Genomic DNA, 14,562 nt, shown 5'->3' with positions numbered 1-14,562 from the left:
ACGCGCGACCCCGCGCGAGCCCCACCCCCCCCCCGTCCACCCTGGCACCCTACTCGGCGGTAGTGGAGGAGTGCGCCTGATGGCGGCAGTGGAATCGGCCGAGCGGCTCGTGGAGCTCTTGACGCGGGACGCGGCGGTCTTGGACAAGTGGGTGGAGGAAGTCTCCGGGAACCTGCGCGGCCGGATCAGCCGGGCGGAGATCGAACGGGAGCTGACCGACCTCTACCAGGCTCTGGCGCACGGCCTCCGCCAGGGCGGCCTGGACTGGCGGGCGGAGGAGCACTCGGAGGTCCGGGCCCTGCTGGTGGAGCTCTCGCGCAGCCGGGCGCAGCACGGCTTCACCCCCACCGAGACCGCCGCCAGCGTGTTCTCCTGCAAGGACGTGCTGGAGCCCACCACGTCCAGCTCGGCCGAGGACATCACCGCCTACCTCCAGCTGTCCCGCCTGCTCGACGGGCTCGGGCTCTTCACGATCGAGGCGTACGCCCGGACGCGTGAGGAGATCATCAGCGCCCAGGCCGAGCAGCTGCTCGAACTCTCCACTCCCGTCGTCAAGTTGTGGGAGGGTGTGGTCGCGGTTCCACTCGTCGGCACGCTCGACTCGGCACGGACCCAGATCGTCATGGAGAAGCTGCTCCAGAGCCTGGTCGACTCCGAGTCCGAGCAGGCGATCATCGACATCACGGGCGTGCCCGCGGTGGACACCGAGGTCGCGCAGCACCTGCTGAAGACGGTCGTGGCCGCCCGGCTGATGGGCGCGGAGTGCACCATCTCCGGCATCCGGCCGCAGATCGCCCAGACCCTGGTGGCCCTCGGCGTCCAGTTCGGGGACATCGTCACCAAGGCGACCCTGGCCGACGCACTGCGGTACGTGCTGCAGCGCATCGGTGCCGAGCAGAGCGCCGCGGGCGGCCACAAGTGACCGACCGCGTACCCATCCTCAAGCTCGGCCGGGTCCTGCTGGTGTCGATCCAGATCGACCTGGAGGACCAGACCGTACTGGACCTGCAGGACGACCTGGCCCAGCGGATCGTCGCGACCGGAGCGATCGGCGTGGTCATCGACATCACCGCGCTGGAGATCGTCGACTCCTTCGTCGGGCGGATGCTGGCCGGCGCCGCCGCGATCTCGAAGCTGCTCGACGCCGAGACCGTCGTCGTGGGCATGCGGCCGGCGGTCGCGATCACCCTGGTCGAACTGGGCCTGTCGTTGGGCGGTGTGCGCACCGCACTGACCCTGGAGAAGGGCCTCGCCCTGCTGGAGCGCGACCGCACTTCCCGTGCGGAGCGCCCATGACCGGGTCGGGCGAAGGAACGGAGCAGACGGTACCGATCGTGTCCAACGACGACGTCGTACGAGCCAGGCAGCTCGTGCGCAACCTGGCCCAGCAGTGCGGACTCTCCCTCGTGGACCAGACCAAGCTGGTCACCGCCGCCAGTGAACTCGCCCGCAACACCCTGGTCTACGGGGGCGGCGGCGCGATGCGCTGCGGCGCGATCCACCGGGACGGGCGGCGGGGCGTGCGCGCGGTGTTCGAGGACAGCGGCCCCGGCATCCCCGACCTCGACCTGGCCCTGACCGACGGCTGGACCTCCGGCGGTGGACTCGGGCTCGGGCTGAGCGGTGCGCGCCGGCTGGTGGACGACTTCGCCCTGGAGAGCGTGGTCGCGGTGGGCACGAAGGTGTCGGTGACCAAATGGGCACGCTGACCGTCCCCCTGCTGGAGTGCGAGGACGCGGTCTGGTTCCGGGACACCGAATCGCTGCCGGCCGCCGCCCGGAGCGCGGCCCGCAGCATCGGCCACCGGGCGGGGCTGCTGCCCGAGCGGGTCGGCGAGGTGGGTCTGGCGGTCAGCGAGGCGGCGACCAACCTGCGCCGGCACGCCCGGGAGGGGTCGCTGCTGCTCCGGGTGGTCCGCACGGACTCCGAGGCCGCACTGGAGTGCGTCACCATGGACAGCGGGCCCGGCATGGCCGATGTCCACCGGTCGCTCACCGACGGCGTCTCCTCGCGCGGGACGCTCGGAATCGGGCTGGGCGCCATCTCCCGCCTGGCCGACACCTTCGACCTGCACTCACTGCCCGGAGCGGGCACCGTGCTGACGGCACGGTTCTGGAACCGCACGGCGGGCGGGCGGCGGGCGGCGGCCTGCCCGGAGCCGGTGGTGACGGGCATCACCCGGCCGATGAGCGGTCAGGACCACTGCGGGGACGCCTGGGCCGCCCGCCCGGTCGACGCCGTGCGCCCGGCGCCGGAAGCCGGGGCGGTCGAGCCGGCCACCCGGCCGGCCGCCCACCGCACGGTGCTGGACTGGTCGGTGCTCACCGGCACCCGGCCGTCGCGCCCGGCCGACCGGGCGGAGCACGCGTCCGCGACGCGCGCCGCGCTCCGGCCCGCCGCACCGACCGCCGCTGCCGCGGAGCGCGCCACCGGGCCCGCGGACCGGGCGTTCCTGACCATGTTCTGCGACGGTCTCGGGCACGGGCCGCTCGCCGCCAAGGCCGCCCTGGACGCCGTGGCCGCCTTCCGCCGGAGCGCGGCCCGGACGCCGGACGGGGTGCTGGCCGACATCCACCGCGCCCTGCGCTCCGGGCGCGGCGGCGCGGTGGCGGTCGCCCTGGTCGAGCCGGCCGAGCACCGGGTCAGCTTCAGCGGTGTCGGCAACATCAGCACCTTCGTCGTCGACCCGGCGACCGGGACGCGCCGCTCGCTCCCGTCGGCTCCCGGGATCGTCGGCCACCAGTTGCCCGTGCTGCGCACCATCAGCCACCGACTGGCAGACCACAGCGCGGTGGTCATGCACTCCGACGGGCTGACCGACCGCTGGCGGCCCTCCGAGCTGGGCGGCGCGTTCTCCCACCTGCCGGCCACGGCCGCGGCGCTGCTGCTGCGCGAGGCCGGCGTGCGCCGGGACGACGCCGGCGTCCTGGTGGCGAAGGGACTGTGGTGAACGCCCCGGTGGAACCCTCCGCACTCCGGCTCGGCACGGTACCGGTCGTCTCGGCCAGGGACGGCTTCGTCCTGCGCCGGGTCGGCAAGACCGTCGCGGAGCTGCTCGGGTCCGACGACCAGGACGCCGTGCGCCTGGCGACCGCCCTGAGCGAGCTCTGCCGCGATCTGCTCGGCAGTGAGCTGCTCACCGCCCGCTTCGACCTCCACCTGGCGCCTCTCCCCGGCCTGCACGTCACCCTGGAGTGGCAGGGTGCCCGGGTGCCCTCGGACGAGACCGTCGGCGCCTGCGGCCGGCTGCTCACGACCAGGATCGGCCCCGGCGGCGCGGGCGGCTGGGTGAGCCTGGAGCAGCAGCTCCCGCACCTGGCGGGCGACCAACTCGTCGCCGTACAGCGGGCACGGTGGCTGCTGGACAGCCACGGCGGCGAGAGCGACCTGGACGACTCCCGGGCGCAGGCCCACGACCTGATAGCCGCGCTGGAACAGACCCGGGCGCAGCGCGAGGAGCTCAAACGCCTCAACGAGGAGCTGGCCGAGACGAACCGCGGGGTCGTCGCCCTCTACGCCGAACTCTCCAAGGAGCTCGAGGAGACGAATCGCGGCGTGGTCGCGCTCTACGCCGAACTGGACGAGAAATCGCGGCAGTTGCGCGAGGCCAGTGAGGCCAAGACCCGGTTCTGGGCCAATGTCAGCCACGAGCTGCGCACGCCCGTCAACGCGGTCGTGGGGCTGGCGGAGCTGCTGCTGGCCGACACCGGGTGCCCGGAGGCCGAACGCGGGCAGCAGCTCTCGCTGATCGCCGACTCCGGCCGCACCCTGCTCGCCCTCGTCGACGAACTCCTGGACGTGGCCAAGGCCGAATCCGGGAACCTCGAACCCACCTGGGCGCAGCTGGACCTGCGGGCCGTACTGACCCAGCTGGAGGGCACACTGCGCGGCCTGGCCGGCCCGGACGTCGAACTGGCCATCACCGCACCGCAGGACCCGCGGCCGGTCCTCGGCGACGAGACGATGCTCACCCGGATCCTGCGCAACCTGCTGTCCAACGCCCTGAAGTTCACCGAGACGGGGTCGGTGAACCTCGACGCCCGCTTCGACGGGACCGGACCGCTCGGACCGGAGCAGCTCGTCCTGACCGTGGCCGACACCGGGATCGGGATCCCGGTTGATCAGCAGAGCCGCGTGTTCGAGGAGTTCTACCAAGTCCGCGGCCCGCACCAGCGGGGGCGGCACGGCACCGGCCTCGGCCTGCCGTACGCCCGGCGACTGGCCGAACTCCTCGGCGGCGAGTTGCACCTGAGCAGTACCGAGGGCGTGGGCACCACGATCACGGTGCGGCTCCCGCTGTCGCCCGATCAGGGCGGCGGACCGGCGCCCCGGGCGGCGCGGGTCGTCGTGGTGGACGACGACCCGGCGTTCCGTGCTGTGCTGAAACCCCTGCTGCACGAGGTCGCCGAGCACGTCGTGGAGGTCGCGGACAGTGCCGAGGCACTCTCCGTGATCCGGCGCGAACAGCCGGACGGCGTCTTCCTCGACCTCCACATGAAGGACCTCGACGGCTACCGGGTGCTGGCGCAGCTGAAGGCCGACCCGGCCGTCAGCCGTCTGCCGGTCGTGGTCCTCACCTCCGCCCTGCTCACCTCCCTCGACCACGACCGCCTGACCAGGGCCCGAGCGATCCTGCACAAGTCGGACCTGACCGGCGACCGGCTGGGGCGCGCCCTGCACGGCGGGGCCGCGCGCGCCGCCGTGCCGGAGACCAGCGCGCCCAGTCGGCGGCCGCCGGGCCCGCCCGCCCAGCCGGAGGAGCACCCATGACCGGTACCGCCGTTCCCGACGCCGGGCCGGCCACGATCCTGGTCCTCGACGACAACCCCGCCACCCGCTACGTCGTGGGCAGCTGGCTGCGCCGCAACGGACACACCGTCGTCGAAGCCGTCGACGGCGGCCAGGCGCTGGCCATGCTCGCGGACGCCCCCGAGCGGGAACTGCCCGAACTGGCCGTGGTGGACGTCAAGCTGCCCGACATGACGGGCTTCGAGGTGTGCGAGCGGATCAAGGAGCGGCCCCGCACGGCCGACCTCCCCGTCATCCACATCTCGGCCACCGCCATCGAGGCGAGCGACCGCACCCAGGGACTGCACCGGGGCGCCGACGCCTACCTCACCGAGCCCATCGACCCCGCCGAACTCCAGGCCACCGTCAGCGCCGTGCTGCGCTACTCCCGGGCACGCCGCAGGGCGGAACTGCTGGCCGGGCGGGTCGCCGCGCTGCACCGCAGCACCCTGGCGCTCTACGGCGCGGCCGACGCCAACGCCCTGGTGACGGCCGCCGCGCTGGGCGCGGCCGACCTCGGCGCCGGCTGCGCGACCGCCATCGCGCTCGGCCCCCACGCCGAGTCGGTCCACCTCGCCGAGTGCTCCCCGGGCGGCGCGGCGCCCGGGGCGACCGACCGGCCGGTGGCGGCCGACAACCACGGGATCCGCCTGCTCACCGCGCGGCCTGCCCTGCTGGACACGATCGCCCACCACACCCTGGGGGACACCACCGGAACCGCCATCGCCGAGCTCGGCGCCGCCGAGTGGCGGGCCGCGCTGGCGGAGAGCGCCGGCTCGCCGGGTGCGCCGCAGGACGGTCCGGTCGCCCTGGTCGTCGCCCGGACCAAGCCCGGCCGCCCCCTGGTGGCCCTGGCCGTCGAAGCCCGGGCCGTCGCAGGACTGGACGAACGCCGGCTGCTGTCCCAGCTGACCCAGGCCACCGCGCTCGCCCTCGAAGCACTGCGCAGCCAGGCCGAGGAGCACGCTCTCGCCCTGACCCTCCAACGGAGCTTCCTGCCCAGCCGGCTCCCCACCGTCGCCGGCGTCGACCTCGCCGTCCGGTACGAGCCCGCCTCGGACCGCAGCGAGATCGGCGGCGACTTCTACGAGGCGATCGACACCCCGGCCGGCCTGCTCCTGGCCATCGGCGACGTCGCCGGGCACTCCCTCGAAGCCGCCATGGTGATGGGCGAGCTCCGGCACGCCCTGCGCGCCTACGCGATCGAGGGGCACGACCCGCAGGCCCTGCTGCGCCGGTTGGACACACTGCTCGTCCGGCTGCGCCCGGGCGTCACCGCCACGGTCTGCCTGGTGCTCATCGAACCGGGCCGCCGCCGGCTCCACCTCGCCAACGCGGGCCACCTGCCGCCGCTGCTGCGACTGCCCGACGGCTCGGCCGGCTACCTCACCGAGCACGGCATCCTGCTCGGGCTCGACCTGCCGCAGCCGCCCGTCCGCACCTACGACGTGCCTCCCGGCAGCACCCTGCTGCTGGTCACCGACGGCCTGGTGGAGGTACCGGGCGAGGACCTGGAAGTCAGCCTGGAGGGTCTCCGGGACACCTTCTGCCGGGCCCCCGCCGACCTGGACGCGACCGGCGACCTGCTGCTCACCACGTTCGCGAGGGCCCAGACCGACGACGTCGCCCTCCTGCTCGCCCGCCTCGACTGACCGACCTCCCCGGAGCCACGTGGTGCCCGCCTTCACCCTCACCATCGTCGTCAGCACCCATCCGGCGGGTGCGGCCGTCGTCGTGCTCGCCGGGGAGCTCGACTACCACACCGCGCCACGCCTCCACCGGGCCCTCGAAGGGGTCCCGACCGGGGTACCGGTGGTCCTGGACATCTCCGGGCTGGAGTTCTGCGATTCGATCGGGGTCTCCGAGCTCGTCCTCGCCTCCCGCCGCCCCCGTCCCCCCGGAACCCGGCTCCCGCTGGTCGGCACACCCGCCCACCTGCGGATGCTGTTCACCCTGACCGGCGTGGACGGCCTGGTGACGCACCACCAGCGGGTCGAAGCGGCCGTCGCCGCCCTGACCGGAGCACGCCCGGGCCCCCCCCCCCCCCGCCCCCCCCCCGCCGGGGCCGGCGGCGACGGCGGGCGCGGGGGGCGCCCCCCCCCCCCCCCCGGCGCGCGCGCGCGCCCGCGCGCCTAACCCCCGCTAACGCCGGGGGGGGCCGATGACGTCGGCCGGTGACCCGCCCTGAACCCCGGCGGGTCCCGGTCAGCCGTCGTGGCTCCGGAGCGTCTCCTTGATCTTGGCGATCGCGAATCCCCAACCCTGCTCGACGGTCGGCTTGCCCGGAACGGCGAGTTCCTGCGGGTTGGTCAGGACGTCCAGGAGCACCGGTCCGGGTGTGTCGAAGGCCCGGCGGACCGCGTCGGACAGCTCCGAGGGACGGGTGACCCGGATACCGGTCAGGCCGAGGGCGGTCGCGACGGCGGCGAAGTCCGGGTTGTCCAGCTCGGTGCCGAACTCCGGCAGTCCGGCCTGTTCCTGTTCGAGCTTCACCATGCCGAGGCGGCGGTTGTCGAACACGATGAGCTTGACCGGCAGCCGGTGGGTCCTGATCGTCATCAGGTCGCCGAGGAGCATGCTCAGCCCCCCGTCACCGCAGAAGGCCACGACCTGCCGGTCGGGGGCCCAGAGCTGGGCGCCGATGGCCTGGGGCATGGCGTTGGCCATCGAACCCAGGTTGTAGGACCCGAGCAGGCGACGGCGGCCGCGCATGGTCACGAACCGGGACAGCCAGACCGTCGCCATGCCGGTGTCGGAGGTGAAGATCGCGTCGTCGCTCGCGCAGGCGTCGACCGCGGCGGCCAACGCCTCCGGCCGGACGTCGTGGTCGCGGTTGTCCAGCGCGCTGCGCAGCCGTCCGAGCAGTCGGTGGTCGTGCCGGGGGTCCGCCAGGTGCCGCTGTCCTTCGGTCCACTGCTCGAAGCGTTCGCGGGCCTCCTTGAGGTGGGCGTCGCCCCCGGCGGGCCGCAGGAGCGGCAGGAGCGCGCGGAGGGTGGCACCGGTGTCGCCGGCCAGTCCCACGTCGACCGGGGTGCGGCGGCCGAGGTTGCGCTCCAGGAGGTCGATCTGGACGACCTTGCAGTCGGCGGGGTACCAGTCCCGGTAGGGGAAGTCGGTACCGAGCATGATCAGGGTGTCGCAGGCGTCGAGCGCCTGGGCGGCGGCGGGATTGCCGATCAGGCCGGTCTGGCCGATCTGGTACGGGTTCTCCCCCTCGAAGCCCTCCTTGGCCTTCAGGGTGAGGACCATCGGGGCGGACAGCCGCCCGGCGAGTTCCAGCACCTCCTGGCGGGCGTCCCGGGCCCCCCGGCCGACCAGGAGGGTGATCCGCTCCGCGGCGTTGACGAGGTCGGCGGCCTCGCGGATGCCCGCGTCATCGGCCCGGGTGACGGGCCGCACGCGCGGGAAGCGGGCGGGGCGGTCGTCGGTCAACTCACGGTCGCCGAGGTCCCCGGGGACGGTGAGGACGGCGACACCGCGCTCGCCGACCGCGCTCCGGACGGCGGTCTCCAGCATCCTGGGCAGCTGGTCCGGCGAGGTCACGGTGGCCCGGAAGACCGCGACGTCCCGGAACAGCAGGTCGTTGTCGACCTCCTGGAAGTAGTCGCTGCCCAGCTCGGAACGCGGAACCTGGCCGGCGATGGCCAGTACCGGGGTGCGGCTCTTGGCCGCGTCGTACAGTCCGTTGAGAAGGTGCACGGAGCCGGGGCCGACGGTCCCCATGCACACGCCCAGGCTGCCGGACAGCTGGGACTGGGCGCCGGCCGCGAACGCCGCGGCCTCCTCGTGCCGGCAGCCGACCCAGTCCAGGCCTTCGGTGGTGCGGATGGCGTCGGTGAGCGGGTTCAGGGCGTCGCCGACGACGCCGAACACCTGGCGCACGCCCAGCTCCTGCAGGGCATCGACGATCACGCGGGCTACGGTTCGTGCCACGGGGGTTCCTCTCGGGGGTGTCAGACGGTGAACCGGTCGGGGCGGGCGGCGTCCCAGTCGCGCGCCCAGCCGGCGGGTGGCTCCTGGAGCAACTGCCCGGGCTCCAGCCGGTGATGGGTGTCCGCGTAGGAGCGGATGGTCTGCGGGCCGAGGCGCCGCTGGAGCATGTGCGGGCGCAGCTGGGACGGGTGGTCGACGCCCATGGCGGCCATGATCTGCAGGGCGCTGCGGACGGTGGCCTCCTGGTAGCGCCGTACCCGCTGGGACTTGTCGCCCACGTGCAGCGCACGGGCGCGGCGCGGGTCCTGGGTGGCCACGCCGACCGGACAGGTGTTGGTGTGGCAGCGCTGGGCCTGGATGCAGCCGACGGCGAACATCATGGCCCGGGCCGCGTTGGTGTAGTCCGCCCCCTGGATCAGCCGCTTGACCAGGTCGCTCCCGGTGGCCACCTTGCCGCTGGCGCCGATCCGGATGCGGTCCCGCAGCCCGGTGCCGACCAGTGCGTCGTGGACCGTCATCAGTCCCTCGGTGAGCGGCATTCCGAGGTGGTCGGCGAATTCGAGCGGGGCGGCCCCCGTCCCGCCCTCCGCGCCGTCCACGACGATGAAGTCCGGTGTCACCCCCTCCTCCAGCATCGCCTTGCAGACGGCGAGGAACTGCTGGCGCGAACCGACACAGAGCTTGAAGCCGGTCGGCTTGCCGCCCGTCAGTTCGCGCATCCGGCCGATGAAGCGGACCAGTTCGCGCGGCGTGGAGAACACCCGGTGGTAGGGCGGGGAGACCACCGTCCTGCCCTCCGGGACCCCGCGCACCCGCGCGATCCGCGCGTCGACCTTCGACCCGGGCAGCACGCCGCCGATCCCCGGCTTGGCACCCTGGCTGAGCTTGAGCGACACGCACTTGACGTGCGGGTGCGCCGCCTTCTCGGCGAACGCGCCGGGGTCGAAGTCGCCGTCCTCGGTGCGGCAGCCGAAGTAGCCGGTGCCGATCTCCCAGATCAGGTCTCCTCCGGGCCGCAGGTGGTACTCGGACAGCCCTCCCTCGCCGGTGTCGTGGGCGAAACCCCCCAGCGCCGCACCGGTGTTCAGGGCCAGCAGCGCGTTGGCGGACAGCGAGCCGTAGCTCATCGCCGACACGTTGAGCAACGCCATCGGGTACGGCCGGGCGCAGTCGGGACCGCCGACCGGCACCCGGGGCGCCCGGTCCGGCACGGCGACCGGGGCCATCGACGGCACCAGGAACTCGCGTCCGGTGCCGTACAGGTCCAGCTCCGTGCCGAAGGGCTCCTCCGCGTCCGTCCCCTTGGCCCGCTGGTAGACGATGCTGCGGGTGTCACGGTCGAACGGGCTGCCGTCCACATTGCGTTCGACGAAGTACTGCTGCACCTCCGGCCGGATGCCCTCCAGCACGAACCGCAGATGACCGATGACCGGGAAGTTCCGCAGCACGGAATGCCGGGTCTGCAACAGGTCCGCCAGGGCCAGTGCCGACAACGGGAGGAGGACGGCCGCCGCACACCACCACCACGGCGAGACGACCAGGGCGGCCACCGTGGTGCCGACCGCTGAACAGACTGTCAGGGCAACTGCGAGAAATCTCATCACAGCAGCCGTCTGTCCCCGAAACGCCCGGTCAATCGCCCTGGTCGCGTGGATCTGGCCCGTGATCGGATCGCATGAGGCGGCTCACCTGGTCGACTCAGCCGCGTACCGCACCGCGGCGCTCAACTCGCGGCCAGGAGTGGGGAGAAGACCGAGAACCACAGCACCGCGAAGGTGGCGACCGTCATCAGCGGGACGACGAACCTGGTCTCCACCTTCCCGCCGGTGCGCCTGATCAGCACCAGCTCGAAGCGCCCGGGCCAGGGCCAGAACAGGGGCGCGCCCCTGCGGGTCAGGCAGTCACCGACCAGGTGGCTCAAGGTCCCCAGGCAGACCGTGTAGGGCAGCCGGTCGGCGAAGCCGGTGAACCAGACGGCCACCGTCGCGGCCCCGACCCCGGCCAGACCGACGGAGGTCACCCATGCCGTCAGCCCGCGGCCCGGCGGGTGCAGGTGCAGGGCCCGCGCCGCGAGCGCGAACAGCACGAAGGCGAGACCGACGGTGAAGCCATTGCCGACGCGGGTGACGCCCATCCAGGTGCCCCACCCGGTGAGCGCCACGAACAGCAGCGAGTGGGTCGCGTGCCGGTGGCCCCCCGACAGCCTGCCGATCAGCCGGCACAGCCCCCTCGACAGCGGACCCAGCAGGTGCGCGGGCGTCGCGTCGTGGTGGTCGAGGTCCGGCAGCAGCGCCGCTCCGGCGCAGAGCAGGGTGCCGATCAGCACTTCGCTCGGCCGCATCCCCGTGTCGAACAGCGCCTCCGGCAGCACCGGCGCGGTCGCCGCGAAGAGCAGCGCCCCGCCGATCGCATGTGACTGACCCAGCACTCCGGAACCCGCCCCCTCCCCATCGGGCCGGCCGCCGGCCCCGCCGACGCCCTGCCGACCGCCCGCCTGCCCCCTTCGGCCCGGACCATTCCCCCGAACACCTGCGGCGGTCCGGCCAGCCGGGTTGCCGACCGGGAGCGGCACCCCGCCCCGATCACCACCAGGAACCCCGCGGACGGCCTACGAGGAGTCGCGGGCGGCCAGGTCGACCGTCATCAGGTTCCGGCTCACCCGGGGTGCCTCCGGATCGGCGACGAACTGCTCGACCAGAGCGGCGAGTTCCTCGCCGGACGGCAGCCCGACCCGGACCGAGCTCAGCCTCGGCCGCACCAGCCGGGCCAGCAGCAGGTCGTCGGCGCCGACCACGGCCACCGCAGCGGGTACGTCGACCCCGGCGTCCTGGAGGGCGCGTTGGGCCAGGACGGCGTACTCGTCGTTGTAGCCGAACAGGGCGTCCAGGCCTAGTGCGCGGCAGCGCTCGGCGAGGGCGGCGGCGGATGCCTCGGTGTAGGCGAGGCGCAGCGGTTCGACGACCGCACCGGTTCCGGGGCCGGAACCGGAATCGGCCGTGGCGGCCACCGCCGCCCGGGCGCCCGCCAACCGGGCGTCGCTGAACACGTCGAGGGCGCGGTCCTCGGGCAGCACGACGCCGATCCGGCGCCGGCCGCGCTCCAGCAGGTGCGCTGCGGCGACCGCGCCGACCTCTCGCTGGTCCATGGTCAGGGCGTGCGCGCCGGGGACGGGCGGCACGCCGAGGGTGAGGACGGCGCGGGTGCCGGAGCGGCGCAGGATCCGCACGCCGTCCGGGGTGAGGTCACGGGCCAGGCAGAGCACGGCGGTGGGGCGCAGCTCGGCCCAGGTGCGGGCCGCGGCGTCCCCGGCTCCTTGGCTGGGGCCGAGCAGGACGGCGGTGTACCCGTGCCCGTGCAGGGCCTCCTGGAACTCCCGGTAGAAGCCGCTGAACAGCGGGCCGATCGGCACCGCGTCGCCGACCACCAGGACCAGTCCGGTGCGGCCGGCCCGCAGCGAGCGGGCTCCCGCGTGCGGGACGTAGCCGAGCTGCTCGGCCGCGGCGCGGACCCTGGTCCGGGTGCGCTCGCTCACCCGGCCGCCGGCGGTGTCGTTGAGCACGAAGGAGACGGTGGCGCGGGAGACCCCGGCCAGCCGGGCCACGTCCGCGCTGGTCGGCGCGCCACCGACGTCGGCGGGCAGTGCGTCGTCGGCCGGTACGTCGGCGGGCCGTCCGTCGGGCCGTAGACCGGGCCGCCCGCCGGCGGGCGCGGACGAGGTGCCGCTGTGAGCCGACGGAGCCCCGCCGGGAGCGGTCGGCCGGCCTGCGGGGGCCTCGGGGGCCGGAGTGTCGCTGCTGTTCATAACGGTTCGCATCTTTTCACGCCGAGGCTCTGGCCGGTGGCCGGATCCTGCTGCTAAACCTATGGTTACACGAGTAACCGTTACACGTGTAACCATGACCAACCGCTGCGGCACCGAACACGCTGCTCACCCCCCGGAAAGGTTGCAGAGCAATGAAGTTGAGCACCCACGAGTGGGGCAGCGGCGACCGGATCGCCGTACTGGTGCACGGCATCATGTCCGACCACCGCAGCTGGCGCCGGGTCGGCCCGGCGCTCGCCGAACACGGCTACCGGGTCATCGCCGTCGACCAGCGCGGCCACGGGCTCAGCCCGCGCGGCACCGGCGCGAGCCCGCACGAGCGCTACCCGCTGGAGGCGTACGCCGACGACCTGGTGGAGACCCTCCCGGCCGGGATCGAGCTGGCCGTCGGCCACTCGCTCGGCGGCCTCAGCCTGCTCGGCGCGGTCGAGCGGCTGAGGCCGACTCGCGCCGTGTACGTCGACCCGGCCTGGCAGTTCGCCCAGGCACAGGTCGACCCGGAGATGTTCGTCGCCTTCCGGGACGCCACCCGGGAGCAGATCACCGCGCTCAACCCCCGCTGGGAGGCGGCCGACGTCGACGTCGAACTCGCCACCCTCGCCGTCTGGGACCCGGACACCGCGCGCGGCCTGGCCGACCGGCGGGCCGGCCTGCCCGCCGCCGCGGCCGTGCAGTCGCTGGTGGTGCTCGCCGACGGCAGCTTCCTGGTCGGCCCCGATGACGCCGAGGCCCTGCGCGGGCGCGGCTTCGAGGTCCGCACCGTGCCCGGCGCCGGCCACACCGTGCAGCGGGACGACTTCGACGGCTTCATGGCCGCGCTCGACGGCTGGATCTGACCCGTGACCGACCGCAAGGAGAACCCGATGACCCCCGACGCCCGCCGCGAAGCCGCCGTCGAGACCGCCCTGGCCCGGCTGGACCTGCCCGGCAAGGTCGCCCTGCTGGCCGGCGCCGACATGTGGTCGCTGCCCGCCGACGAGCGGATCGGCCTCGGCCGACTGGTCTGGTCCGACGGCCCGGCCGGCGTGCGCGGCGAGCGGTGGACCCCGGACGACCCGTCCGTGGCCCTGCCCTCGCCCACCGCGCTCGCCGCCACCTGGGACCCGGAGCTGGCCCGCCGGGCCGGCCGGCTGCTCGCCCAGGAGGCACGCCGCAAGGGCGCCCACGTCGTCCTCGCCCCGACCGTCAACCTGCATCGCAGCCCGCGCGGCGGCCGCCACTTCGAGTGCTACTCGGAGGACCCGGTGCTCACCGGGGAGATCGGCGCCGCGCTGGTGGCCGGCGTCCAGGAAGGCGGGGTCGGCACCACGCCGAAGCACTTCGTCGCCAACGACTCCGAGACCGAGCGCTACACCGTCGACGTCCGGGTGGACGAACGCGCCCTGCGCGAGCTGTACCTGGCACCCTTCGAGACGATCGTCCGCAAGGCCCGGCCCTGGGGCCTGATGGCCGCCTACAACGGCGTCAACGGCCCGTCCATGAGCGAGCACCAGGAGCTCAACAACCGGGTCCTGCGCGAGGAGTGGGGCTTCGACGGGGTCCTGGTCTCGGACTGGACCGGCGCCCGGGACACCGTCCGGGCCGCGCTCGGCGGCCTCGACGTCGCCATGCCCGGCCCGGCCACCGTCTACGGCGAGCACTTGGTGCGGGCCGTCCGCGAGGGCCTGGTCCCCGGGTCCGTGGTCGACGGACTGGCCCGCCGCGTCCTGCGGCTGGCCGCCCGGGTCGGCCTGCTGGCCGGCGCACCGGCGGCCGTCCCGGCCGAGCAGCTGCCCGCGCCCGTGGACGGCGAGGCGCTGGTGCGCGAACTGGCCGCCCGGTCCTTCGTGCTGCTGCGCAACCAGGGCGGCATACTGCCGCTCGCCCCGGCGCCGGCCCGGCTCGCGGTGATCGGCGCTGCCGCCGCCCCCGGCCGGGGCCGGGGCGGGGGCGCCGCCCCGCGGAGGCCCGCCCCGGGGGTCGACCCCCGGGTCCGCGCGCGCGCCCCCCCCGGCCCCCCCGCCGCGCGGGGGGTGGTG

Annotated in this window: 12 protein-coding genes and 1 pseudogene; 9 read left to right on the top strand and 4 right to left on the bottom strand. The window is 74.2% G+C overall.

What is annotated here, in order from left to right; genetic code table 11:
* Positions 1-79 precede the first annotated feature (79 nt).
* From ACFWXO_RS15685 to ACFWXO_RS15655, 7 genes are read left to right on the top strand one after another with little or no spacing between them, the layout of a single operon-like run.
* Positions 80-922, top strand: a complete 843-nt coding sequence (locus ACFWXO_RS15685) for an STAS domain-containing protein (protein ID WP_380524472.1) — start codon at positions 80-82, stop codon at positions 920-922.
* Positions 919-1,296, top strand: a complete 378-nt coding sequence (locus ACFWXO_RS15680; RefSeq protein WP_380524471.1) for an STAS domain-containing protein — start codon at positions 919-921, stop codon at positions 1,294-1,296. The genes ACFWXO_RS15685 and ACFWXO_RS15680 overlap by 4 nt, the downstream gene beginning before the upstream one ends.
* The gene (locus ACFWXO_RS15675) at positions 1,293-1,709 is read left to right on the top strand and encodes an anti-sigma regulatory factor (RefSeq protein ID WP_380524470.1); all 417 of its coding nucleotides are present in this window, start codon (positions 1,293-1,295) and stop codon (positions 1,707-1,709) included. The genes ACFWXO_RS15680 and ACFWXO_RS15675 overlap by 4 nt, the downstream gene beginning before the upstream one ends.
* On the top strand, positions 1,697-2,950 hold the full coding sequence (locus tag ACFWXO_RS15670) for an ATP-binding protein (RefSeq protein WP_380524469.1): 1,254 nt from the start codon (positions 1,697-1,699) through the stop codon (positions 2,948-2,950). Before ACFWXO_RS15675 ends, ACFWXO_RS15670 begins: the two co-directional genes overlap by 13 nt.
* Positions 2,947-4,770, top strand: coding sequence for an ATP-binding protein (locus tag ACFWXO_RS15665; RefSeq protein ID WP_380524468.1), 1,824 nt, complete (start codon positions 2,947-2,949; stop codon positions 4,768-4,770). The genes ACFWXO_RS15670 and ACFWXO_RS15665 overlap by 4 nt, the downstream gene beginning before the upstream one ends.
* The gene (locus ACFWXO_RS15660; RefSeq protein WP_380524467.1) at positions 4,767-6,440 is read left to right on the top strand and encodes a SpoIIE family protein phosphatase; all 1,674 of its coding nucleotides are present in this window, start codon (positions 4,767-4,769) and stop codon (positions 6,438-6,440) included. Before ACFWXO_RS15665 ends, ACFWXO_RS15660 begins: the two co-directional genes overlap by 4 nt.
* Positions 6,441-6,462: 22 nt before the next feature.
* Positions 6,463-6,924, top strand: coding sequence for an STAS domain-containing protein (locus ACFWXO_RS15655; protein WP_380524466.1), 462 nt, complete (start codon positions 6,463-6,465; stop codon positions 6,922-6,924).
* 69 nt (positions 6,925-6,993) lie between these two features.
* On the opposite strand, the gene ACFWXO_RS15650 is transcribed toward ACFWXO_RS15655, so the two are convergent.
* The 4 genes from ACFWXO_RS15650 to ACFWXO_RS15635 form a co-directional block, all read right to left on the bottom strand.
* Complete coding sequence (locus tag ACFWXO_RS15650; protein ID WP_380524465.1) at positions 6,994-8,721, bottom strand: thiamine pyrophosphate-dependent enzyme; 1,728 nt, start codon at positions 8,719-8,721, stop codon at positions 6,994-6,996.
* 20 nt (positions 8,722-8,741) lie between these two features.
* Positions 8,742-10,322 carry an FMN-binding glutamate synthase family protein gene (locus ACFWXO_RS15645; protein WP_380524464.1) on the bottom strand — a complete coding sequence of 527 codons (1,581 nt, stop codon included), beginning with the start codon at positions 10,320-10,322 and terminating at the stop codon, positions 8,742-8,744.
* A gap of 122 nt (positions 10,323-10,444) precedes the next feature.
* Positions 10,445-11,149 (bottom strand): metal-dependent hydrolase, encoded by a 705-nt coding sequence (locus ACFWXO_RS15640; protein ID WP_380524462.1) that lies wholly within the window; start codon positions 11,147-11,149, stop codon positions 10,445-10,447.
* Between the two features lie 180 nt (positions 11,150-11,329).
* Positions 11,330-12,523 (bottom strand): LacI family DNA-binding transcriptional regulator, encoded by a 1,194-nt coding sequence (locus tag ACFWXO_RS15635; RefSeq protein ID WP_380524461.1) that lies wholly within the window; start codon positions 12,521-12,523, stop codon positions 11,330-11,332.
* Between the two features lie 152 nt (positions 12,524-12,675).
* On the opposite strand from ACFWXO_RS15635, the gene ACFWXO_RS15630 reads away from it, so the two are divergent.
* On the top strand, positions 12,676-13,380 hold the full coding sequence (locus ACFWXO_RS15630) for an alpha/beta fold hydrolase (RefSeq protein WP_380524460.1): 705 nt from the start codon (positions 12,676-12,678) through the stop codon (positions 13,378-13,380).
* A 27-nt stretch (positions 13,381-13,407) separates the two neighbouring features.
* A pseudogene (locus ACFWXO_RS15625) lies at positions 13,408-14,562 on the top strand (glycoside hydrolase family 3 protein); the annotation flags it as partial.

It is taken from the genome of Kitasatospora sp. NPDC059088 (genome assembly GCF_042738155.1).
Classification (GTDB): domain Bacteria; phylum Actinomycetota; class Actinomycetes; order Streptomycetales; family Streptomycetaceae; genus Kitasatospora.
This window is presented reverse-complemented; position numbering and strand designations above follow the sequence as displayed.